Consider the following 23,393-nt stretch of genomic DNA (forward strand, 5'->3'; position numbering starts at 1 on the left):
GACTTCATCGAAAGCGATCGCACAGAAGCTCGGGCCGGTGGCCGCATGACCTAAACGTAAGAGAAGGTCGTCGTCGTTCTACTTCCAACCTCAATTGAATAACTTGGAGCACCTAGGCATGCGTTGGCGGAATACGCTTGAACGGTACGGCAGTGTTTCGATGCTGTTCCACTGGATCACGGCGGCGGCGTTCATCACCGCCTACGTGGTGGTCTACTACGTCATCTGGTTCGTCGACCCACAGACAAGCATCAAGCCACCGCTGTTTGGAACCATGCCCAACGCAGACCGCGTCGTTCCGATTCTCAACATCCATTGGGTGTTGGGTTTCACGATCGGCTTCCTGACGCTGCCGCGGCTCTTGTGGCGGCTCAGTGGTGGTGTTCCCGGACATGTTTCCCAATCGCACCTCGAGAACCGCGCCGCCGACGTTGCGCACTGGGCACTGTATGCCCTGCTCCTGCTCATGCCCATCTCGGGCTACATGACGACTTATGACGCGACAGACTTCGGTGTTTTTGTGATCCCTGCCTGCCGGAACACCGCATTCGCCGCATGGATACGTGGAGTCTTTGACCTCTCGGTCACTGGACTGGAAGACGTTATGTGGGCCGTCCACAGCTTTCTCGGAAAGTGGGTGGCGTGGGTGCTCGTGGTCCTGCATATCGGAGCCGCGCTGGTGCACCACTTCGTGCGCAAGGACGGCGTACTGCGCCGGATGCTGCCCTCCCAGCACGTGCCTCCGCAACCTAATCCGGATCGCTCCTAACTCACGCCCGCACAGCAATTCGACGAGATCTCAACGGATGCCGATCTCGGATACCGCCTCCGAATTGACTGGCCTAGATTGAGACAACACCGCTTCTCTCCTGCATATCCCAAAGTTCGCGACCGGGGGGCCAATGCAGCCTCCCGTGTCTCCAAGGCAAACCACAAACCCAGCGTCACTGGAGAAGACATGACCAAGAAGGAAATGCGTCAGACGCCCCTCGCCCGAGCAGCCATCACCGTCACCCTGGCCGCGGCCCTCATCACGGGAGGGCCCCAGGCTCTCGCTGCAGATCTGGCGCAGCTCGACAAGCTCACGCCATCAGGAGCTGAGAAGCAAGGCAACAAAGAGGGGACCATCCCTGCGTGGCAAGGCGCCGAGCCGCCGCTGCCAGGATGGGAGTGGGGGAAATTCCGGGGTGCTTACTGGAAGCACAAGGACGACAAGCCCGTGCTGACGATCGATGCATCAAACGTCGACAAGTACGCTGACAAACTCTCCGCCGGCCAGGTGGCGATGATCAAGCAGCACAAGGACTATCGCATGGATGTCTACCCGTCGCACCGCACCTGCGGCGTGCCGGACTTCGTGGCCAGCAACACGCGAAAGAACGTCGGCACCGCTAAACTCAATGACGACGGCTGGAGTCTCAAAGAGGCTACCGTTCCAGGTTACCCCTTCCCGATTCCCGCCACGGGCGTCGAAGCCATGTGGAACGCCAAGATGCGCTACCGCGGCGTGGGGCTCGACTACAAGGGCACCATCACCGCTGTCTCACCGCGCCGGGGCAGTAACGAGTGGATCAAGGCGGAGTCCGAGCAGACTCTATTCATTCCTTGGGGCGCGAAGGGTTCGCATGCACTGTCTTCCTACCCTCCAGTCGAGTTCTACGTCTACTTCGCCTATGTTTCTCCGACGGCATTGGCGGGGCAAGCGCTGGCCATTACCCAGTATTTGAATCAGGCCGAGAACGAGACGTTCTACTACTTTCCCGGTCAGCGCCGCGTGCGCCGCATGCCCACGTACTCGCACGATTCGCCTCAGATCGGCATGGAGAATCAGTACACGCTGGACGAACCCAACGTCTTCAACGGCGCACTGGACCGATTCGACTGGAAGCTGATCGGCAAGAAGGAGATCTACGTTCCGTACAACGCATTCGGCGCGTTTGACTTCGAAGCCAAGTTCGAAGATGTGGCCCGCAACGACTTCATTGCGCAAAACCACCGCCACTACGAGCTCCATCGCGTTTGGGTGATCGAAGCGACGGTCAAGGCCGGCATGCGGCATACCGCGCCGCGCCGCGTCATCTACCTGGACGAAGACAGCTGGGCGCCGGTGCTGATGGATGACTTCGACGGCCAAAACAAGCTGGCAAAGATGCGCGAAGGCTTCCTGATCCCGGTTTATGAGACCGGTACGTGCGACGTCATGGCGATGGTGCAGAACAATCTCACCGAAGGCCGCTACGTTTTCGACACCCACACCGTTGGCGTTGGCAAGGACATCCGCTGGTTCACAGAGCCGACCGGCCCGCGCATGCGTTCGAGCTTCTACACCGCAGACAACCTGCGCGCCATCAGCGAACGCTGATCCGGTGACACAAAACTAGAACGAGCCTGAGGAGGAAAAAACGATGTCCGGTGCCCACGTATTCAGAATGCGTTCCATCGCTGCGGCAACCTGCGGGTTGCTTGCCATGGGGAGCGCACAAGCAGAGAAGTTCGAATTTAGCGGCGGGAGCGGCAGCTTCGACTCCACAATCACAGTGGGCACCGGCATTCGTGCGAAGAGCCCGGCATGCAACCTGATCTCTGCCGGCGCGACCGGCGCCGGCGCGCCCACCGGATGTCTTTCGCCAACATCGAGTCTAGGCGATCAGGGCGACCTGAACTACGCCAAGGGCGATCCATTCACGACGTACATCAAGGGCAGTCACGAGCTTCTGTTGAAGTTCCCGAGCGACATCACGTTCCTTGGCCGCGTCAACTGGATCAGAGACTTCACCGCAACCAACACCACCGGCTACCTGGCGACAAACGCCCCCACCGGCTTGACGAACGGGCTCGCACCTGATGCCAGCTCGGACCTCCGCTTCAAGGCGCGGTTGCTGGACTTGTGGGTTAGCAAGTCATTTCAGATCGGCGATGAAACAGCTCGCGTGCGTGTAGGTAATCAGGTGATCAGTTGGGGGGAAAGCCTGTTCTTACCAGGTGGTATCAACAGCACCAACGCCATTGACGTCATGCGGTTGTCCCAGCCTGGAACACAACTCAAGGAAGTGTTTCTTCCCGCGCCTATCGCAAGCTTTGCTACTGGCCTCGGGCATGGCTTTAATCTGGAAACCTATGTCCAGAGCAACTGGAACGGCAGCTACATGCCGCCATCGGGCAGCTATTGGTCGAACGCTAACGGCATGGGCCGGGGGCATGACACCTACGGCCTGATTGAAGCCAAACCGAAGAACAGCGGACAGTGGGGCACCGCCCTTCGTTGGCAGCCGGAGGGCACCCAGCTCAATCTCGGGGCGTATGTCATGAACTACAACGACAAGAACCCGAACTTCAGCACCAATGCCGGCGGCTCGGGACGCTCCGGCTGGGCGTACCCCGAAAATCGACGCCTGTACGGGCTTAGCGCCAACATGCCGGTGGGCGACTGGGCGGTCGGCACCGAACTATCGTTCCGACCCAGGGACGCCGTCGCACTCAACCCGGCGGTCGATGGCTGCGCATCGCAGAACGGCAACTGCTGGGCTGACGAGCAAAAATACCAGTGGCACCTGACGGGCATCTATAGTCTGACGCCCAGCAACTCAGGCGCCATCCTGAAAGCGTTGGGGGCTGACACGGCCACCCTCATGCTGGAATCGGTCGTCGTTCGTTACCCGCATCTGAAGCAGTTCTACGGTGGCAGCCCGGTTGCCGCGGGGGCTTGGGGATGGGGGCAGGAATTCAACCCCAACGGCACACCCACACCGATGGGAAGCAAAACATCTTGGGGTTTCAACCTGGACTTCAGCTGGGTCTACGACGGCACGCTGATCCCGGGTTGGCAGGTGATCCCGGAAATCTACTACTTCCAGGCTGTTAGTGGGCGCACGCCCAACGGCTCGGGCCAGCTCATGGCCGGTGCAAAGTCCGCCAACCTCATCATCACGTTCGTGCAAAACCCGGCGAAGTGGCAAGCGGCAATCAATTACGCCGCCTTCTGGGGCGGGAAAACGGTGTTCGATCAACCGTATCGCGACCGCAACTTCATCGGTCTCACGTTGTCGCGCAACTTCTAATGTAGTCGCAGCGCGAGTGCATACGGCTCGCGCACTCAGTGCATTACCTCACGCCGCCAACAGGATCACGTTGGTGGCGTTGGCTCTCACCACTTAGCGCTTCGCCATGTCAGACTCTTCTGCCGCTGTATCGGGCATCCCGCGCATCGTCCGGTACTTTGAAGGCTTTGCCTTTTCCAACCGTCGGGCCATTCTTGCGGTCCTCGCCCTCTTCACGTGCGTCATGGCGTGGTTTGCCATGCAGCTCCAGATGGATGCCGGTTTCGACAAGCAGATGCCGGTCGGCCATGAGTACATCCAGACCTTCCAGACGTACCGTGAGGATGTCCTGGGCGCCAATCGGCTGAACATCGTCGTCAAGGCTCGCCACGGCAGCATCTGGAACGCCGCAGCGCTCAAGCGTCTTTACGATGTCACGCAGGCTGTTGTCTTCCTGCCGAACATAGAGCGCCTGGGTGTTCAATCGCTCTGGACGCCCAACAGCTTCGTCAACGAAATCACGGAAGAGGGATTTCGCGCAGACCCGCTCATCGACAGCACCATCACACCGGACCAGCTCGACGCGCAAACCATCGCAAACATCCGCCGCGCCACCTCGCAAGGCGGATTCGTTGGGACGCTGGTCTCGCGCGATGAATCCAGCGCAATGATCACCGCCGAGTTGATCGAGTACGACGCTCAGGGCGCCAAGCTGAACTACGTCGACTACAACCACCTTCTCGAACAGCGCATCCGGTCGAAATTTGAAGACGCGGACTTCGAGATTCAGATCATCGGCTTTGCAAAGCAAATCGGCGACATTGCCGACGGTGCGCAATCGGTGCTGAAATTCTGTGCCATCGCCCTGCTGCTCACGGCGGCGGCCGTGTATTGGTACTGCCGCTCGGTGCGCTTCACGCTGCTGCCGGTCGTCTGCTCACTGACTTCCCTCGTCTGGCAGTTCGGCACATTGCGCCTGCTCGGCTTCGGCTTGGATCCACTTGCCGTACTCGTCCCATTCTTGGTATTCGCGATCGGCGTTTCGCACGGGGTGCAACAGATCAATTACATCGTGCGCAGAATCTCGCACGGGCACTCCACGTACGATGCCTGCCGCGACAGCTTCACCGGACTGCTCATCCCCGGCACGCTGGCGTTGGTCACCGCCTTCGTCTCGTTCATTACGTTGCTGTTGATCCCGATTCCGATGGTGCGCGAGCTGGCCATCGCAGCTTCGCTCGGTGTGGCCTACAAGATCATCACGAACCTGGTCATGCTGCCGGTTGCAGCTTCATTCTTTCATGTCGGCAAGGCTTACGCAGACCGCGCTCTGGTACAGCGTGAAAAGCGCTCCGGCTGGTTGCGCACGCTGGCGAAGGTTGCCGAGCCTCGTAACGCGCTGGTTGTGCTGGCGCTGACCGCAGCAGTCTTCGGCACCGCCGTCTGGCAGAGCCGCGACCGCGTGGTCGGCACGTTGCAGCCGGGCGCACCGGAACTGCGAGCCGATGCGCGCTTCAATCGAGACGCTGTTGCCATCTCGAAGAACTTTGACACCGGCCTTGACTGGCTGACCGTCATCTTTGAAGCACCGCCTGAGAGTTGCGGAAACGTCAACATCGGTCTCTATCAGGATCGCTTCACATGGGCCATGCAGCCGGTCCCAGGCATTCTGTCGGTGTCGTCCTACTCCGGCCAATTACGGCTGTACAACGAGGGCTACAACGAAGGCAACCCAAAGATGGCCGTCGTTCCGATCGACCCGGCCAACTACGCCGCGCTGTCGACCGAAATCGCGCGCGTGCGCGGCACAATGCGCAAAGACTGCAGCATGACGGCGGTCAACCTGTTCCTGACCGACCACAAGGCCACGACGATCCAAGGCGTCATCAGCGCCGTCAAAGCGTTCCGAAGTCAGAACCCGGTGCCCGGCATCAATATCCGTCTCGCAGCTGGCAATGCTGGTGTGCTTGCCGCAATCGACGACGAGGTGGAGCGCAGCGAGCTGCCGATGATGCTGTACGTCTACGCGGCCATCGTGATCCTGGTGTTCCTTGTCTACCGTGACCTGCGCGCCGTGATTGCGTGCTGCCTGCCGCTGACGGTCGGCACGTTCATCGGTTATTGGTTCATGAAAGAGCTCCAGATTGGGTTGACGGTTGCGACGTTGCCGGTGATGGTGCTGGCGGTTGGTATCGGCGTTGACTACGCCTTCTACATCTACAACCGGTTGCTGCTGCACACGGCCGACGGACAACCAATCGTCAAGGCCATCGAACACGCCATCCTGGAAGTCGGCACCGCCACCATCTTCACGGCGATCACCCTTGCTATCGGTGTGGCGACCTGGTCGTTCTCCCAGCTCAAGTTCCAGGCCGACATGGGCAAGCTGCTCGCCTTCATGTTCATGGTGAACATGGTCATGGCCATGACCGCACTTCCTGCCATCGTCGTCTGGCTTGAAAAGCTCTTTCCGCGCCGCCGGCCTGTGCGAGCGACCGGACTCCAACATCATTAAGCCCGAACATGAAAACTCAACGAATCGTTCTGGCCTCAGCGATGCAGCTCCTGCTATGCATCTCCGCCGCGTCCCACGCAGCATCCAACACGGGCGACGCAGAGCCGAAACCAATTGCTGCAGCAGCAGTTCTTGCGCAACACGCAACGCAGGCGACGATGCTGTCGAGCACGCGCGCCGGCAAGCGCATCGTTGCGGTAGGAGACCACGGCGTCATCCTGCTCTCCGACGATGACGGGAAGACACATCGTCAGGCAAGGCAAGTGCCGATGGATGTCACGTTGACATCGGTGTCCTTCGCCGACGAACAGCACGGATGGGCCGTCGGGCACTGGGGCGTCGTACTGCAGACCAGCGATGGTGGTGAAACGTGGCACGTCCAGCGTACTGACACACACGTCGATCGTCCCCTGTTCGCCGTGCATTTCTTCGATAAGGACAATGGTGTCGCAGTCGGCTTGTGGTCGCTCGTACTGGTGACTGCGGATGGTGGTGACCATTGGAAAACAGTCGATCTGCCTCCGCCGGAAGGAAGTCAGCGTGCTGACCTGAATCTGCTTGGTCTCTTCGCAGACGGTCGCGGCCGCGTCTTTGCCGCTGCGGAGCGAGGAATGGTGATGCGATCCGATGACCGCGGCGTGCACTGGAGCTACCTCCATACTGAGTACAAAGGCTCTTTCTGGACGGGATCAGCGGCGCCCGATGGCACGCTGCTAGTGGCGGGCCTGCGCGGCTCACTGTATCGGAGCGTCGACGATGGGCTTTCCTGGCAACGCATCGACACGCACAGCCAGTCGTCCGTCACAGCGGTGGGGGTGTCTGGAACCGAAGTCTTTGCTGTTGGATTGGATGGTCTGACCCTTAGAAGCTCGGATACTGGTGCGTCATTCAAGGCAGAAATTCGTGCCGATCACCTGCCTTTGACTGCCATGGTGCTCAATTCGGCGAAGCAAACCATCTTGTACTCCAAGCAAGGCGTCGTCGCATCGGACACCGCACCGACACCCGGAAAATGAGGCAATGGGCATGGGAGGCACGCAGCCAGCGGCGAGACTTCTGATCGATCTGGACGCCATCATCGCGAACTGGCGCCACCTGTCCGAGATCGCTTCGCCCGCGCGATGTGGCGCCGTCGTCAAGGCCGACGCATATGGTCTGGGTGCCACGCACGTCGTTCGCGCCCTGCTACGCGCCGGTTGTCGCGAGTTTTTTGTGGCCTTGGTCGACGAAGGCGTCCAACTCTGGGATGCGCTGAAAAGTGAGTGGCCGGCCAATGCTCGTATTCATGTGCTCCACGGTCCGCTCCCGGGTGCCGAGGCAACGTGTCTTTCCCACGGCCTGACGCCGGTACTCAATAGTCTGGACCAAATAGAACGTTGGACGCGGTTGGCTGCGTACCATCAACGCCGGCTTTCTGCAGCCATCCAAGTCGATACCGGCATGGCCCGATTAGGGTTGTCTCCCGCGGATCTCGACCGCCTTCAAGCACGCCCCTCGAGGCTGGACGGCATAACCACGACCTTTCTGATGACTCACTTGGCGAGCGCGGAGGAAGCCGACAACCCGATGAATGTCCTGCAGCTGGAACGATTCAACGCAGCGCGCAAGCGGTTCTCGCAAGCACTCGCGTGCTTGGCAAACTCTTCAGGCATCTTCCTGGGGTCCGCGTTCCATTTCGATGTGGTACGCCCCGGCGCCGCGCTTTATGGGGTCGCACCGACTGTCGGACAGGCGAATCCCATGCGGCCTGTCGTTCGGATCAAGGCAAGCCTGATCCAATGCCGCGATGTCGCACGGGGCGAGGGCGTGGGCTACAACCACACGTGGTCCGCGCCCTGCCCTTCACGCATCGCGACCGTATCGGTCGGTTACGCCGACGGCTATCTGCGCAGCGCAAGCAACAGAGCGAAGCTTCGGCTGAATGGTGAAGATGTTCCCGTCGTGGGTCGTGTCTCAATGGACACCGTGACTGTCGACGTATCGGCAATCAATCCGGAGTACCTTGTGCCAGGCGCATTGTTTGACGTCATCGATGACGTGCAAGACATCAACGCCCTGGCGCTGCAGGCAGAAACCAATGCCTATGAAATCCTGACCAGTCTGGGTTCGCGCTACCGGCGAGAGTACGTTGGCGGCCAGAGGATCTATCCATAGCAAGCGATGGCTGTTCCGGGCAACCAACGTCCGAACACACACCGCTTGCCCTGGTGGTGTCTCGATCAGGCTTCGAAACGGAAGGTGCCCTCGGCAACGAGTTGAGCCAACGGCAGACGTCCGTTGGGTGCTTCCAGCGATTGCAACTCTGCAGGCAATACCGATTTGTCCGCACGCTTGCCGATGGCAACGACAGCCTCAATTGCGTACCCCTCCGGCACCTGCACGGCCTGGCGCAGTTGGTCGGCGTCGAAGCCCGCCATACCGTGCGCAGCCCAACCCAGAAGCGTTGCCTGAAAAGCGAGGCTTGCCCACGCAGCGCCCGCATCGAAGGAGTGCCACGGATTCAGTTCGGATTCCGTGCTGCCTGGAAACACCGCCTCCTTGGCAGACATAATCACCACCAACGCGGCGGCACGCTGCGCCCAGCTTTGGTTGAATTCCACCAGCGTGTCGAAGACGGGTTTCCAGCCTGGCGTTTCTCGGCGTACATAGACGAAGCGCCATGGTTGGGCGTTGTAGGAAGACGGGGCCCACCGTGCTGCCTCCAGCAGCGTCATGAGCACGTCTTCGGCAATGCTCTCCCCCGTGAATGCGCGTGGAGACCAGCGCTCGGTAAACAACGGATCGATTGGATATTCAGATTGGCGCATATCGGTCATGACGATAACTGTTGAATGGGTCGCTAAATGGATCAAACGGGGAATCATGGTACGGCGATCAAATACGCATCGTTATCCCGAATCGGCATCGGCTCGTCTTCCAGGCGATATGCGGGCGTTGCCCAGTGTCTGGATGGGCCAGCTGCAGAACGTTCGCTTGCATTCTTGCCGTTGCCGGGCAAAATACCGGCCAGACAGTCCTGTTCGCTTCCTGATCACCTGACAACGCTAGAGATTCCATGTCGAGCCTGACAAAAATGCTCTCCATTCTTGATGTCTTCTCGTCGTCGGAAATGTCGATGACTGCAGAGGCCATCGCCGAACACATGGGCTTCTCGCGCACGACGTGTTATCGGTATGTTCGCGAACTGGCCACCGTCGGGCTGCTGGTGAGCCACAACGGGGTCTATTCGCTCGGGCCACGGATCATCCATCTCGACTACAACATGCGGCAGTCGGACCCGATGCTCAAAGCTGCGGTGCCGATCGTGCAGAAGCTCGTGGAAGTGACCGGAGGCAATGGGGTGATCTCAACGCTCTACGACGAGCAGATCATCAATGTGCTGCACGAAACCGGTGTCGAAGACCTGCACCTGGGTTTCAGCCGGGGGCGCATCATGCCGCTGTTCCAAGGCGCCTCTTCAAAGGTGATCGTGGCCGCCATGTCGCGTGCCCGACTCAAACGGTTGCACGAACGGCACCAGGCTTCACTGGGCGACTTTGCCGACTGGACGGCCTTCTGGCGCCACTGCCAACTCATCGTCGAAACCGGCTACTGGATTTCACGCGGCGAACTGGATGCCGGTTTCGTCGGCATTGCCGCCCCGATCCGTGGCGAGACCGGCGGCGAGATCAACAGCAGCATCTCACTGATCTTCCGCGAAGAGCACTTCGCGCTGTTCGATCAGACTGCGGTCGGCCGGATTCTGGTCGAGGCGGCCAACCGGATCAGCGTGGCCATCTAACGCTGTTGAACGTGCCTTGGATCAAAGCCCGCCCATGCACAGATATTTGGTGTGCACGTAGTCTTCAATGCCATATCGCGACCCCTCCCTGCCCATGCCGGACTGTTTGACGCCGCCAAACGGCGCAACGGCAGTGCTGAGGATGCCGGTATTGATGCCCACCATGCCATACGCCATCCGCTCGGCCACGTGCCATACGCGGCGCAGGTCGTTGGCATAGAAATAGGCGGCCAGCCCATACTCGGTGTCGTTGGCTAGCGCGACCGCCTCCGCTTCGGTTTCGAAGCGAAACAGCGACGCCACGGGGCCAAAAATCTCCTCGCGCGCGATGGCCATGGACGGCGTTACGTCACGCAATACGGTGGGCTCGTAGAACGTACCGCCCAGAGCGTGACGTCGCCCGCCGGTGACGAGCCCTGCCCCCCGTTCGAGCGCATCGGCAACGAGCTCCTCGACCTTGTCGAGCGCGGGGCGATCAATGAGTGGGCCCTGATGCACGTCGGGCTCCAGTCCTTGACCGACGCGCAGCTCCGCCACTGCCGCCGCCAGCTTCTCCGCAAACGCATCGTAGACGCCACTTTGCACCAGGAAGCGATTCGTACAAACACAGGTCTGCCCGGTATTGCGGAACTTTGAGGCGATGGCGCCCTGCACGGCCGCATCGATATCCGCGTCATCGAAAACGATGAACGGTGCATTGCCACCGAGTTCCATTGACAACTTCTTGAGCGTGGGGGCGCATTGCGCAGCAAGCGTGCGGCCCACTTCCGTCGAGCCGGTAAACGACAACTTGCGCACGGCGGGGTCGGCGGTCAGCTCGCCCCCGATCTGCGCGGCGCTGCCGGTCACTACATTGATCACCCCCGGGGGAATGCCGGCGCGCTCCGCCAGTTCTGCCAAAGCAAGCGCAGACAGCGGGGTCTGGGAAGCGGGCTTGACGATCACCGTGCAGCCCGCCGCCAACGCTGGCGCTACCTTGCGGGTGATCATGGCCGACGGAAAGTTCCAGGGCGTAATCGCAGCGCACACCCCGACGGGCTCTTTCAGAACCACAATGCGCTTGTCGCTCCACGGCGAAGGCACCACGTCGCCGTACAGGCGTTTTCCTTCCTCCGCAAACCACTCGATATACGACGCGGCATAGGCAATTTCTCCACGCGCCTCCGCCAGCGGCTTGCCCTGCTCCATCGTCATGATGACGGCCAGGTCCTCCTGATGCGCCAGCAGAAGCTCAAACCAACGGCGCAGATAGCGGCTACGAACTTCGGCGGTCTGTTCTCGCCAGACCTCGAAGGCGGCTTGCGCAGCGCGAATGGCGCGGCGCGTCTCTGCTGTTCCAGCGCGTGGCACGGTGGCAAGCAGGCGGCCATCCGCCGGGTTCGTTACATCAATCGTGGCTGCGTCGTCCGCGTCCAGCCATTGGCCGCCGATGTAGCACTGCGCACGCAGCAGCCCTTTATCTGTCAGGTTCATCGTCTTGCTTCAGTTCAGTTGCGTGATGAGCTTGGTCACGAGATAGCCATCGAACGTTTCCGTTCCGCCCTCGCTGCCGAAGCCGCTGTCTTTGATTCCGCCGAACGGAATCTCCGCCGGCGCCATGCCAAAGTGGTTGATGTTCACCATACCGGCTTCCAGTTCCCGGCTGATGCGATGCGCATTGCGAGTCGACGTGGTGAATGCGTACGAAGCCAGACCAAAGGGCAACCGGTTGGCCTCCGCGAGCGCCGCATCCAGGTCGTCAAACGGAAGAATGCCGACGAGCGGGCCAAAAGGCTCTTCATTCATGAGGCGTGCTTCTGACGTGGGTGCCAGCACGATGGTCGGTTCGAAGTAGCAGCCATCGCCCGACAAGGCGCGGCCGCCAACTGCGATCTCCGCACCATTGGCCGCGGCGTCTTGGACGAGCGCATCGATCGTGGCGACTCGGCGCTCATTTGCCAGAGGCCCCATCATCGTGCCGGCATCGAGCCCGTAGCCGACACGAATGCCTTTGACCGCCGCCACAAAGCGATCGACGAACTGCACATAGGCGCCCCGCTGGACGAAGAACCGCGTGGGAGAGACGCAAACCTGGCCGGCATTCCGAAATTTGTAGGCAGCCAGCATGGCGGCAGCACGATCGATGTCGGCATCGTCGCAGACGATCACCGGTGCATGGCCACCCAGCTCCATGGTCATGCGCTTCATCTGCGCTGCGGCAAGCGATGCAAGGTGTTTCCCCACCGGGACGGAACCGGTGAATGAAACCTTGCGCACCAGCGGTGACGCGATCAACTGCGCGGAGACTTCACTCGGTACGCCCCAGACAATGTTGAGGCACCCCGGTGGCAACCCTGCATCGTGGAATGCCTGCGCAAGTGCCACGATGGCACTCGGGGACTCTTCGGGTCCCTTCAGCACCAGCGTGCAGCCGCTGGCCAACGCGGCGGCCACCTTGTGTAGGGCCTGGCTGAACGGAAAATTCCACGGTGAGAACGCGGCGCAAACGCCGATCGGCTCACGCAACACCGTCTGCTGCACGTCCGGTGATCGAGCAGGAACCACACGTCCATAAATACGCCGCCCCTCCTCCGCGTGCCACTCCAGGTATTCGGCCGACGAGACGACCTCGCCAACTGCTTCGTGCAGCGGCTTCCCCTGATCGATCGTGATGTTGCGGCCGATCTCGCTCGCGCGCGCGCGGATCAATCCCGCCGCCCTGCGCAAGATATCGGAGCGCACCAGCGGCGATTCCCGCCGCCACACCAGAAAGGCGCGATGAGCGGCCGCAATCGCTTGATCGATTTCGCCTGGTCCTGCCAGCGGCAACGCACCAACAACACGTCCTGTGCCCGGATCATGTACCTCGCGGCTGGCCAGGGTTCCAGTACCGAGAAACTCGCCGTCGATATACAAGAAAAGCGGTGGATAGGGTTGCCCCTGGGGCGTCGCAGCCGAATCTGCTAAGGCTTGAGAGTTCAAAACAATGGCTCCAGTGTGGCGATGCTGCGGCACCCGCTTGCGGGGAAGGCCGTCCTTGGAGAACGCAGGTAAATGTTGAAGCTACTGGTCCTCATGCGGTGCGTAACCGATCTCTTGCTTGAAGATCTGGTTCTGCTGCTGCACAAGAAGGTGACGGACTTTGCCACGAAAGACCTTGAACGCCTCATCGGCCATCAGTGCCGCGCGGCGTTCGGTGCGCTGCGCCAACGATTCGAAGGGCCACAAGTAGATCAGTTGGTTCAATGGGCCGATCTCAGTGGTGTAGCAACCCAGCATCCGCCCAAGAATCCGCTCCTGGGGGGCGCGGCCAAATTCTGCGTACAGACGCAGATACTCTGCGGTGCCACCTGGCACCAGCGTGTAGATACGCTGCTCAACAAACATTGGCTGGCTCCTCAACCGCAATCGGTTCGGTTGTCTTCGGTGCGAACTCCTGAAAGCGGCTCGCCATCTGTTCCAACCCGAGTACATCCGTCTGGCCGGCGACGTACCGGTCTGGGCGCACTAGGACAATGGGCGCCGGGTACCGCTCAAACCAATCGGCCAACGCGTTGTCAACGTCTTCGACGCTGTCGGTGTCATAAACGCTTTTCAGGCGTGCCTGACGCGAGTGCCCGCTGCGGGACCGGTTCACCTGCACGAATCGCACACCCAGGTCTGCCCAGTACGCGCGGTCTTCGCGGCTCATGAATGCTTGGGGGTCACAACGCCATCCAATGATGCAGAACCCCGTTCCCAACACATCGTCAAGCTTGCGCCGGACGCCATCCATCGTCTCGACATCGGGCTGCACGATCATCTTTCCGACGGCGGTCGACGGCTCCGGCATCACCACGCCCTGCGTATAGCTGGGCATCGGTTTGAAGCGCATCTGCAACACATAGTTGCGCAGCCCTGGAGCGAACCGCGCAAGGCTGAAGAAACTGTCGCGCAACAAAGCGACCGAACGGCGTGTCGGCATCAGCATGGCGCCAAACAAGTCCGCTAGATCAATCATGGCCTTCGCGTGCGCGCGCCGCTCGGTGTCGTAGCTGTCGAGCACACGCGGATGCAGCTTGCCCTTCATCACACCCGCAAGCTTCCAGGCAAGATTGCCGACATCGCGAAAACCTGCGTTGAGCCCCTGCCCGATCCAGGGCGGTGTCAGATGCGCCGCGTCACCAATAAGCGCGACACGACCCACAGTGAACCGGTCCGCCACACGCGAGTGGTGCGTATACGTGCGCGCACGCACAATCTCCACATCGTCCGCGTTACTGACGTATGGGGCGATCAGGCGCCGGATCGATTCCGGACGGATAATCTCGTCTTCATTCTCGTGCGGGTAGACCAGGAACTCCCAGCGGCGATAGTTGAACGGCAGATAGACACATACGTTCGGCCGACGCGGATCACAATTCAGTGCCGTACAAGGTTGCTCCAGATTCGCGTTCTTCACATCGACAACGAGCCACTTCATAGGGTGCGTCGAACCCTGAAGCTTCACACCGAGCATCTCGCGAACCGCGCTGCGGCCGCCGTCTGCGGCAACGACATATTCGGCGTCAAGGACATAGCTGCTGCCGTCTCCACGGCGGATATCCAGCTCCACACCGTCCGAATACTGACGCAGTGACACTGCTTCTTCGGAAGTACGCAGCGAGACGTGCGGATATCGCATCAGCCCATCGCGCAGCGTTTTTTCCGCCAGCTGCTGCATGAAGATGTTGCGACGCCACCAGCCAAATTCGCGCACCGACGGACGGATATCTGCGAAGCACTTTCCGTTGGCCTTGAACATGCGCAGCGGCACGTTTTGGATCATGTCGCGACACAACTCATTCGCCAGACCCATTGTCTGGAAAAGCCGAAGAGCTTCGTCGTCCATACCAACGGCGCGTGGAAACTCAACGATGTGGGGCGCCTTCTCCACGACTACCGTCTGAATACCATACAGGCCGAGCATGTTGGCCATCGCAACGCCGTTCGGTCCTCCACCGACGATGGCCACGGACGTTCGCTCTATGGACAGCTTATTCATGATTCAAACACCATTACGCCAAGCCGCGTCATCAAGGCGGTCAAGCCACGTTCGTAGCGCACCGTTGAAAGCGTCCAACTGATCATCGTGCACGTAGTGGCTCGCCCCTGGGATGTTCATGGCACAGATATTGGGATTCACCAATGCCATCTCGCCAGCCACCTCTTCCGACAGGAAATCCGAGTTACCGCCACGAAGCAGCAACGTAGGCACCTCCAACGTGGTCACATAAGGCCAAAGGTCGACTAGCTGCTTTGGTGTCGCGGAAAGCCTTGCGTTGGCAATGCCGGCGGCATCGTGCCTCCATACGATCCGGCCGACCGGCTCTTCGCGTAATGAATGCGTCAACCGGGAGTCAAGTGCTGCTTCGGAGATGTTGGGGCGCTGCTGCCTCCAGAACGCACGTGCTTCAGCCCACGATGCAAATGCATTGGGCGTTGCCGCAAGTTCGCGCTTGATGCGGTCCGATCCGCCCGACTGAAAAGATGCTCCGGGGCCCATGTCTTCGATCACAAGTCCGGCCAACTGCTCTTGCGCCGTCCCCGCGTAGACAAACGCGTTGGTCCCACCCATTGAATGCCCGACGAGTACGAAGCGCTTGAGTTGGAGCGCGCGGACGAGCACCTCGAGGTCGCGGACGTACGACTGGGTGAAGTAATCCCCGTTTGGGTCCCAATCGCTCAGGCCCCGGCCACGCTGATCAAGGGCAATCACGCGGTACCGGTCAGTGAGCGCAGCAGCCACAGGCTCCCACGTGTGTGCGTAGCTGCGTAAGCCATGCAGCATCACCACGGGCGGGGCATCCGCATCGCCCCAACCGACGTAGCGCAATCGCAGGCCGTCGCTGCGAATCCAGCCTTGTTGTACGGAGTTCGCGTCCATCGGTTGCTCGGATCGCTCTTGGGTCAGACCAACCCGTCCTGGCCCTTGATCTCGCTGGCCTTCAGGCCGCCGAGGCGAGCATGCAGGCGGCCGCGCGTTGCGAAAGCAAAGATGACCAGCACTTCATCGGCATTCGGGGCGTCCGGAAACAGGCACGTCACAGTGTCGTAGTGCGAGCGCACGTACAGCGCATCCTTGTGTGCAAGCGGTACGTCGATCGTCGTGTTGATCGGTCCGCGCTTTCCGCTGGAGGGCACCCACGACTTGCCGCCGCCTAGCGCTTCGCGGATCGGCTCGGCAAAGATGGACGTCAGGAACGCATTGCCGTGTTCGTACTCGCCGGAGGATCCAACGAGACAGGCCTTGCCATAGCTTTCGATCTTGCCCTCACCGATGAGCTCCTTGATACGGCGCGCGAACTCGACGCCAAGCGCAGACGAAGGCTTCACCAGATCGTCGAGGTTGCTGCTGAAGCGACCGGCGTACGGGTTATGCAAAGCAGCGGCAATGACAATCTTGCGCAACGGCGCGCCATCGGCGAGTTCACCGGTTTCGTTCGCCAGTGAATCCTCAATCTGGGTGTACCACTTGCGGATGTGATAGGTCTCAAAGTTCGCGGCTTTGCTCATGGCAGTCGATAAGTCAGGGCAGTGGAAGAAATCAGGGATGAACGAGCAGCATGCCTGCCGCTCATTCGAACAACGGTTCGAGTTGGGTCGGATCGCTCGGCGCGTGGTACATGTGCAGCACACGCTTGCCCTCCTCGTCATCGGTCACGATCTCGCAGAAGAACTCCAGGCGGTTGCCATCCGGATCCGTGAAGTACACGCCGATGCCAACCTTGTGATCGGTGATCTTGACGATGGGTACATTGCGGCGGATCAGCATTCCGTACAGGCGGCGCAGTTCAACAAGGCCGCCCTCTATCTCCAGCCCATAGTGCTGGAGGCCGATGGTGCCGATCTCCGCATCCGACTCGGCACGAATCAGCGCGATGTCGTGGTGCTTCTTCCCAAACGACATGAACACCCACTGCTGCCCGCGAGCGGTCTCCTTCATGCCGAGCACTTCCGCATACCAATGACTCGAAAGCACGGGATCGCGCACGAACAACGACAAATGGGTGCGTTGCACGCGAGGTGTACACAGCGGCAGCCCCTTGGTGTTTGCCTGCTCGGCACGCTGCTGCATCTCCGAAGGACTCATTGATCGGCTCCTTGGCTGTCGTCAATGCGTGGACTGGGCATGCGCCACCAGCGGCGCTTCAAACGGCGTCCACGCCACTGCGGTGATCTCGCTGAACTCGCGCCACTCCTTGATCCAGCGGCGGCCGCCGTCTGTCGAGCGATACAGATGCCCATACTTGGTACCGGCATACACCACGTCCGGCTGTGCCGGATGCACGCCGAGCGCCCAGAAGGTCGAGTTGGGTGGCGTGGCCAGATCCATCTCAGCCCATTCGTAACCGCGATCGGCCGAGCGATAGATGCGTGTGCGGCTGCCTGGCGTACCGTCGCCGATGGCCATCAGCAGATCGCCATCGGGCTTCGCAATCTGCGTGACCGTGCGGGTGTAATAGAGACCGTCAAAGCGCTCGCGCGACAGCTTGCCGTCCCACGTCTGCCCATCGTCTTCACTCACGTAGACCGCGTTGACGGTCAAGATAAGTGTGGTCTTGGGCTTGTCGCCCGTGGCGGGCAGAACAACGATGGCGTGGATATCGCTGTTGCGGATCGCCGATCCCGGGCCATCGATTCGCGTCCAGCTATCACCCGCATCTCGGCTGCGCCATGCGCCGCCCTCTTCAATGCCGAACCACACGTTGCGGGAGTCTTCCGGATCCACGCATATCGTGAGCAAGCGCGGCCGGTTCACACCCGAGCAGAACTCGGGGATGTCCGGCGGCAGCTTCGTCCACGTCTGGCCCGCATCGGTGGACTTGAAGATCGCTGCACGTGATGGCGCACCCGTCCCGGCATAGAGAACCGATGCATCCTTCGGGTCGATTGCGATCGACCAGACTGTCTGACCGTTGAGGATGCTGTCCGGCCGATGCCAGTGCGCGCCACCGTCGTCACTGATGCAGAGTCCGGCATCTGCGCCAGCGTAAATGCGTGCAGGATTGGTCTGGTCCACGGCCAGGGCACGTACGATGCCGTCAAATTCGATCGCCTCTTCCAGGCCCAGGCGATGCCAGGTCTTGCCATCATCGTTGGAGCGCAGGATGCCCTGCCCAGCGGTCGCTACCAGTACTGTTGCCGTCATGGCGGATGCCTCCATGTCAGAGGAAGATGCCGCGGGTCAGGCCGCCGTCGCAGCCAATGGATTCGCCCGTGATGGACGCCGACTTTGGCGATGCCAGGAAGGCAACGATCCACCCCATCTCTTCGGGTTGCAGCACGCGGCGGATGGGCGTGACCTTGACGTAGTTCGCTTCTACCTCATCGGCCGTCAGGCCCTGCTTCTGGGCTTCCTTCTCGTACAGCTCATGGATGTGCGGCGTTTCGACCACGCCAGGATGGATGGTGTTGACGGTGATGCCATCCGGGCCGAGCTGATCGGACAGCGTTTTCGTCATATGCACGATGGCGACGTTGCGCATACCGGAGAGTTGCTTGCTGCCACGCCCGGTCAGGCCGCCGATGTTGATGATCCGACCGAAGCGGTTACGGCGCATATAAGGTGCGACCGCCTTTGCGCAGCGCAGATAGCCGACGACCTTGATATCAATGTCCTGCAGCAGACCGTCCGGGTCTGCGTTTTCCAACTCCGCGCGCACCAAACCGCCTGGGTGGGCCGCGCCGTTGAGCAGGATGTCGAGCCTGCCGAAGCGTTCGACCGTCTGCGCCATCGCTGCTTCAATCGACGCCATGTTGGTGGTGTCGATCGTCAGCGGCAGGATCTGGCCTGCAGCGCCGCCCAATGGTGCGAGCTGGGCGCGGAGTTCTTCTGCGGCAGTGGCCAGATGTTCCATGCGACGCGCCGCAATGGTGACGTTGACACCTTCACGCGCCAGTTCAAGGGCGACTGCCTTGCCGATGCCCATGCTGCCGCCCGTGATGAAGGCGACCTTTCCTGAGAGTTCCAGATCCATAGCGAAGAAGTTGAAGTGACAAAGATGAGCGGATGCAGATGGGCGTTCAGGGCAGACACATTTCAATCACGAGCGGCCCGGTGGTATGCGCCAATGCCCGCGTTAGCGCCGCGGCTAGCTCCTGGGTCGTACGCACACGCTCGCACGGGACGCCGTAGCCTTGCGACAGTGCAGGCCAGTCGATCGGCGGGTCATCGAGCAGCGTCAGCCGACTGGAGTTGGGCGCGTCGAGTGGCAAGCCGCTACGCGCGAGTTCGGTCTGAAGAATCCCGTAGCGCTTGTTGGACGCAATCAGCATCACGATCGGCAAACGCTCGCGGGCCATGGTCCATAGCGACTGGATTGTGTATTGCGCGCTGCCATCCGATTGCAGTGCGAATACACGCCGCTGCGGGCATGCCACAGCAGCCCCGAGGGCAACGGGCAAGCCTTGCCCGATTGCGCCGCCGGTGTTGGTCAGGATCGTATGGCGCCGTGCCCGCGCAGAGGCCGTGACGAATGGGTAGCCACAGGTGCCACCTTCTACCGAAACAATGGCGTCATCCGGCAAGGCGTTGGAGAGCAGACGCCCCACGGCCTGTGGCGTGAGTGCGCCGTCTTCTACGTTCCAGACTTCCCGGGCAACGCCGGCAACATCAGTAGGAGCCTCAAGGCGGTCGGCCAACGCTTCGAGCGCCAGATCGGCGGCTTGGCCGGGCGTGGCGAGGGTCACAATGTCTTCCGGCAGTGCCAGTTCGCTGGGAATCCCCTCATAGCCAAAGTACGTGACGGGTGCGAGCGCTCCTGCCAGCACGACCTTCCGCCTTGCAAGCGCTTCGCGCGCCGGCTCCGGGAAGTACGGCAGACGATCAATATCCGGCAGGCCGCCGCCTCGTTCAGTGCGGGCAGGGAATGTCTCGCTAAAGCAAGTCGCTCCCGTTGCCGCCTGGATGCGTGCGGCGGCGCGTTGCCCTCGGGCAGACAGCGCACGATCACCCATCAGCAGAACGACCGCCGTTTTCGATTGCATCAATCGAAGCACCTCGTCGACACGTGTGCCGTCGAAGGAAGGCTCCGCGATTTGCGTAGCCATCTTGGGCAGATCGCCACGCATCGGTACCGACTGCAGGTCTACAGGCAGTACCAATGTGGCCACACCGCGCGACGGTCCCATCGTCGCGGCAATGGCGTCGCTCGTGTCGCGCGCCAAATCGTCTTCGGTCGCCACACTACGAAACCACACGGATACAGGCCGCGCCAGCGATTCGATGTCGGAGGTCAGCGGTGCGTCGTACTTCAAATGCGCGCGCGTGTGATCGCCAATGATGTTGAGGATCGGCGTACGCGCCCGGCGTGCGTTGTGCAGGTTTGCAATGCCATTGGCGTGCCCCGGACCCAGATGCAACAATGTCATTGCGGGCTTGCCCGTCATGCGTCCGTAGCCGTCCGCCGCGCCGGTGCACACACCCTCGAACAGCCCGAGGATCGGACGTACGCCCGACACCATGTCCAGCGCACCAACAAACGGCATTTCTGTCGTGCCCGGGTTCGCGAAGCAGACGGTGACACCGGCATCGCGGGCGGTCTTGAGCACAACACAGGCGCCCGTTTCCTGGGCAGAAGTGAGATTTGGGATTTCCATTCAGGAGCACACCTGACGTGACTTGATGCAATTCACTGTAATCCCGTATTTAGGGATTTGTCAAACATAACTGTTGACTCGGATCAGGGCCGACTGAGTGCAACCTGGCGCAAACCGGCCCCAGTCAACGAGAACTGGCGGCAAATCAACGGGGCTCGGGGTATACCCTAAGATGTTGATCGAATCCCGAATTACGGGAAATAAGGATTCAGATCAGCGCGGCTTCGCGGTCGGGATTTTCGTTAGGTGGCATGACTGGCGGACATCGCGGCAGTTCGCGCGGGCACCAGACGAATCAGCAGCAGCATCCCCAGCAGCAGCAGACCCGCCACTACCGTGAGGGCGACATATGGCGTGCCATAGCGGCTCGTGAGCGTACCCATCAACGCCGAGCCAAACGCGCCACCGAGCGACCCGAGCGCGCTGATCATGGCGATGCCGGCAGGCGCACTGCGTCTGTCAAGTTGCGCGGTCGGAATCGTCCAGAACAGGATGGGCACTGAGAACATTGCAAGCTGGGCGATGCTGACCAGCACGACCGTCGCACGGACGTCACCCACCACCATCCGCAGCAGCACCAGGCACAGCGCGGTGGCAAAGAAGCAACCGGCCAGATGCCAGCGGCGCTCCAGGTAGCGATCAGAGCTGTATGCAATCAGCACGTTGCCCACCATGGTGAACACGGAGATCAAGCCAGCCAGCAAGCCGATGGTGGCAATGCTGGAGACGCCGGCAGCCTTCAGGATGGAGGGTGTCCAGAACGTGACGGTGCTCAGACCCAGATGGACGCTGAAGTAGACGACAGTCAATCCGAGAACGCGCCGATCAAACAGGATCGAAAGCAAAGTGCCGTGGCCCGCAAACTCCATGGCCTTGTCTTGCGTGGCCTGCAGATCGCGCGTGAGCATCTCCCGTTCGGCATTGGAGAGCCAGGTCACGCCCTCGGGGCGATCGCTCAACAGGAATGGCGCGAGCAACCCGAGCACAATTGCCGGCAGCCCCTCGAGCAAGAACAGCCACTGCCATCCATGAAGGCCCCAGCTGCCTTGCATCTGGCTCATGATCCAGCCCGATAGCGGACCGCCTGTGATACCAGCGATCGGCACGGCGAGCAGAAGAATGCTGTTGACGCGTGCACGCACCGTATCTGGGAACCAGTACGAGAGGTACAGCATCAAGCCTGGAAAGAATCCAGCCTCTGCCGCACCCAACAAGAAGCGCACCAAGTAAAGCGACGCCGCACCGCTCACGAACATCTGCGCGACCGTACACAAACCCCAGAGCACCATGATCCGCAGCAGTGTCCGCTTGGCGCCAATGCGTGCGAGCAACAGATTGCTCGGCAACTCGAATGCGGCATAGCTCACGTAGAACACGCCCGTCGCGACACCAAAAACCGTCTCGCTCAACCCGAGATCCGATAGGAACTGCAGCTTTGCGAAGCTGATGTTGACCCGATCGATGAAGTTCAGGACGTAGCAAAGAAACAGGAACGGCAGGATGCGAAACGCGATCTTTTGATAGAGCCGCGAGGACCGAGACGAGGACATTGACATACCTCTTGGTGAGGGCTGGATAACGACGCGATCCGTGCCGCGTACACACCGGGTGGCGCAAGTCAGCGAATCTCGGAGTACCCATCTGTCAACATCGTCGATGGAAATGGCCGCACTCCGGCGCATGAACGAGCCACCGGACAGAGGCACCCAAGCTCCTTTGTGGCCGGCAGCCGGCCGCTTGATCCTGAGTCAGATTCTAGGCTGCCACAAAGGAATTTCGCGCTCAGTGATTTCCCTTAAATCCCACAATACGGCATTTACACGACTTTCAAACTGCGTACACCATTCAACCAATTTGATCCGCATTCCATATTAAGAACCTTAGTTCCGGGGCGGCCACAGCACACTCTCGACCCAACCACGATTTCATCGCCGCCGCAGATGCCACCAAAGCTTCGGTCGATACCCTTCCGCCATCGCGCTCCACCAATCAGCCATGCCAGATTTGATCTGCTGCCCCGCGCGCGACTGCTCCGGATGAGGGCGAGGGCGAGTTCCGGCAGTAAGGGCTGTTCTGGCGAAATGCGGCGGAGGGTGGCTTCTTGCTCCCTTTTGGATACTCGGGTGCCAACGAACGATCAGAGTGCGATATGGAGGCATTTTGCCAATCGAGCTTCCCCGCGAAGGCTTGTCATGCCTGACCTCGACAGACTATTGCTAAATTTCGCACGGGCCACGGAGCCAAATTGAGGGGACCCGACAGACTTGCCACCTTTTTTTGGCGTCTCAATCCTTTAGAAATCAATGGGTTAGAAATCCCCTTCCCGACAGACTTAATTTTTTCGGATCGGGAGGGCTCCAAGGAGAAAGAAACCGTCACTGGAACTCGTAGTTCGCAGCATGGAGGTAGCCGGTCTCGCGCGCTTTTCTACGAGTTTTCCGAATAGGCGTGCTTGGCAAGC

19 protein-coding genes are annotated in these 23,393 nt (G+C 60.6%); 7 read left to right on the forward strand and 12 right to left on the reverse strand.

What is annotated here, in order from left to right:
- Window positions 1-118: 118 nt before the first annotated feature.
- The 6 genes from NG898_RS17415 (at window position 119) to alr (ending at window position 8,706) form a co-directional block, all read left to right on the forward strand.
- Complete coding sequence (locus tag NG898_RS17415; protein WP_252693619.1) at window positions 119-769, forward strand: cytochrome b; 651 nt, start codon at window positions 119-121, stop codon at window positions 767-769.
- Window positions 770-958: 189 nt separating this feature from the next.
- Window positions 959-2,362, forward strand: a complete 1,404-nt coding sequence (locus NG898_RS17420; RefSeq protein ID WP_252693620.1) for a DUF1329 domain-containing protein — start codon at window positions 959-961, stop codon at window positions 2,360-2,362.
- A 43-nt stretch (window positions 2,363-2,405) separates the two neighbouring features.
- Window positions 2,406-4,058 carry a DUF1302 domain-containing protein gene (locus tag NG898_RS17425; RefSeq protein WP_313904457.1) on the forward strand — a complete coding sequence of 551 codons (1,653 nt, stop codon included), beginning with the start codon at window positions 2,406-2,408 and terminating at the stop codon, window positions 4,056-4,058.
- A 106-nt stretch (window positions 4,059-4,164) separates the two neighbouring features.
- Window positions 4,165-6,552 (forward strand): efflux RND transporter permease subunit, encoded by a 2,388-nt coding sequence (locus NG898_RS17430; protein WP_252693621.1) that lies wholly within the window; start codon window positions 4,165-4,167, stop codon window positions 6,550-6,552.
- An 8-nt stretch (window positions 6,553-6,560) separates the two neighbouring features.
- Window positions 6,561-7,568, forward strand: a complete 1,008-nt coding sequence (locus tag NG898_RS17435; RefSeq protein WP_252693622.1) for a YCF48-related protein — start codon at window positions 6,561-6,563, stop codon at window positions 7,566-7,568.
- A gap of 10 nt (window positions 7,569-7,578) precedes the next feature.
- Window positions 7,579-8,706 carry an alanine racemase gene (gene alr, locus NG898_RS17440; RefSeq protein ID WP_252693623.1) on the forward strand — a complete coding sequence of 376 codons (1,128 nt, stop codon included), beginning with the start codon at window positions 7,579-7,581 and terminating at the stop codon, window positions 8,704-8,706.
- Between the two features lie 65 nt (window positions 8,707-8,771).
- On the opposite strand, the gene NG898_RS17445 is transcribed toward alr, so the two are convergent.
- On the reverse strand, window positions 8,772-9,368 hold the full coding sequence (locus tag NG898_RS17445; protein WP_252693624.1) for a nitroreductase family protein: 597 nt from the start codon (window positions 9,366-9,368) through the stop codon (window positions 8,772-8,774).
- 239 nt (window positions 9,369-9,607) lie between these two features.
- Here NG898_RS17445 and NG898_RS17450 point away from each other — a divergent pair, with 239 nt between their 5' ends.
- A complete protein-coding gene (locus NG898_RS17450; protein ID WP_252693625.1) occupies window positions 9,608-10,333 on the forward strand; it encodes an IclR family transcriptional regulator in 726 nt (241 codons plus the stop codon).
- Window positions 10,334-10,354: 21 nt separating this feature from the next.
- Here the strand turns inward: NG898_RS17450 and NG898_RS17455 are convergent, their stop codons facing one another.
- The 11 genes from NG898_RS17455 to NG898_RS17505 all read right to left on the reverse strand — a co-directional run bounded on the left by NG898_RS17455 (window position 10,355) and on the right by NG898_RS17505 (window position 22,482).
- Window positions 10,355-11,806 (reverse strand): NAD-dependent succinate-semialdehyde dehydrogenase, encoded by a 1,452-nt coding sequence (locus NG898_RS17455; RefSeq protein WP_252693626.1) that lies wholly within the window; start codon window positions 11,804-11,806, stop codon window positions 10,355-10,357.
- Window positions 11,807-11,815: 9 nt separating this feature from the next.
- Entirely contained in the window at window positions 11,816-13,294 is a 1,479-nt protein-coding gene (locus NG898_RS17460; RefSeq protein ID WP_392398045.1) for an NAD-dependent succinate-semialdehyde dehydrogenase, read from the reverse strand.
- An 81-nt stretch (window positions 13,295-13,375) separates the two neighbouring features.
- The gene (locus NG898_RS17465) at window positions 13,376-13,699 is read right to left on the reverse strand and encodes an NIPSNAP family protein (RefSeq protein ID WP_252693627.1); all 324 of its coding nucleotides are present in this window, start codon (window positions 13,697-13,699) and stop codon (window positions 13,376-13,378) included.
- Window positions 13,689-15,335, reverse strand: coding sequence for a bifunctional 3-(3-hydroxy-phenyl)propionate/3-hydroxycinnamic acid hydroxylase (locus NG898_RS17470; RefSeq protein ID WP_252693628.1), 1,647 nt, complete (start codon window positions 15,333-15,335; stop codon window positions 13,689-13,691). The genes NG898_RS17465 and NG898_RS17470 overlap by 11 nt, the downstream gene beginning before the upstream one ends.
- 3 nt (window positions 15,336-15,338) lie before the next feature.
- On the reverse strand, window positions 15,339-16,217 hold the full coding sequence (locus NG898_RS17475; RefSeq protein WP_252693629.1) for an alpha/beta fold hydrolase: 879 nt from the start codon (window positions 16,215-16,217) through the stop codon (window positions 15,339-15,341).
- Window positions 16,218-16,240: 23 nt separating this feature from the next.
- Window positions 16,241-16,846: an amino acid synthesis family protein gene (locus NG898_RS17480; protein ID WP_252693630.1), complete on the reverse strand. Its 606-nt coding sequence runs from the start codon at window positions 16,844-16,846 to the stop codon at window positions 16,241-16,243.
- A gap of 61 nt (window positions 16,847-16,907) precedes the next feature.
- Entirely contained in the window at window positions 16,908-17,423 is a 516-nt protein-coding gene (locus tag NG898_RS17485) for a VOC family protein (protein WP_252693631.1), read from the reverse strand.
- Window positions 17,424-17,444: 21 nt separating this feature from the next.
- Window positions 17,445-18,482 carry a WD40/YVTN/BNR-like repeat-containing protein gene (locus tag NG898_RS17490; protein ID WP_252693632.1) on the reverse strand — a complete coding sequence of 346 codons (1,038 nt, stop codon included), beginning with the start codon at window positions 18,480-18,482 and terminating at the stop codon, window positions 17,445-17,447.
- A gap of 16 nt (window positions 18,483-18,498) precedes the next feature.
- Complete coding sequence (locus tag NG898_RS17495; RefSeq protein ID WP_252693633.1) at window positions 18,499-19,311, reverse strand: SDR family NAD(P)-dependent oxidoreductase; 813 nt, start codon at window positions 19,309-19,311, stop codon at window positions 18,499-18,501.
- Window positions 19,312-19,357: 46 nt separating this feature from the next.
- Window positions 19,358-20,932 carry an acetolactate synthase large subunit gene (locus NG898_RS17500; protein ID WP_252693634.1) on the reverse strand — a complete coding sequence of 525 codons (1,575 nt, stop codon included), beginning with the start codon at window positions 20,930-20,932 and terminating at the stop codon, window positions 19,358-19,360.
- Window positions 20,933-21,174: 242 nt separating this feature from the next.
- Window positions 21,175-22,482: an MFS transporter gene (locus NG898_RS17505; protein ID WP_252693635.1), complete on the reverse strand. Its 1,308-nt coding sequence runs from the start codon at window positions 22,480-22,482 to the stop codon at window positions 21,175-21,177.
- Window positions 22,483-23,393 lie beyond the last annotated feature (911 nt).

Origin of the sequence: Ralstonia mojiangensis, assembly GCF_023955645.1 — a bacterium.
In the GTDB taxonomy this organism is placed as follows: Bacteria; Pseudomonadota; Gammaproteobacteria; order Burkholderiales; family Burkholderiaceae; genus Ralstonia; species Ralstonia mojiangensis.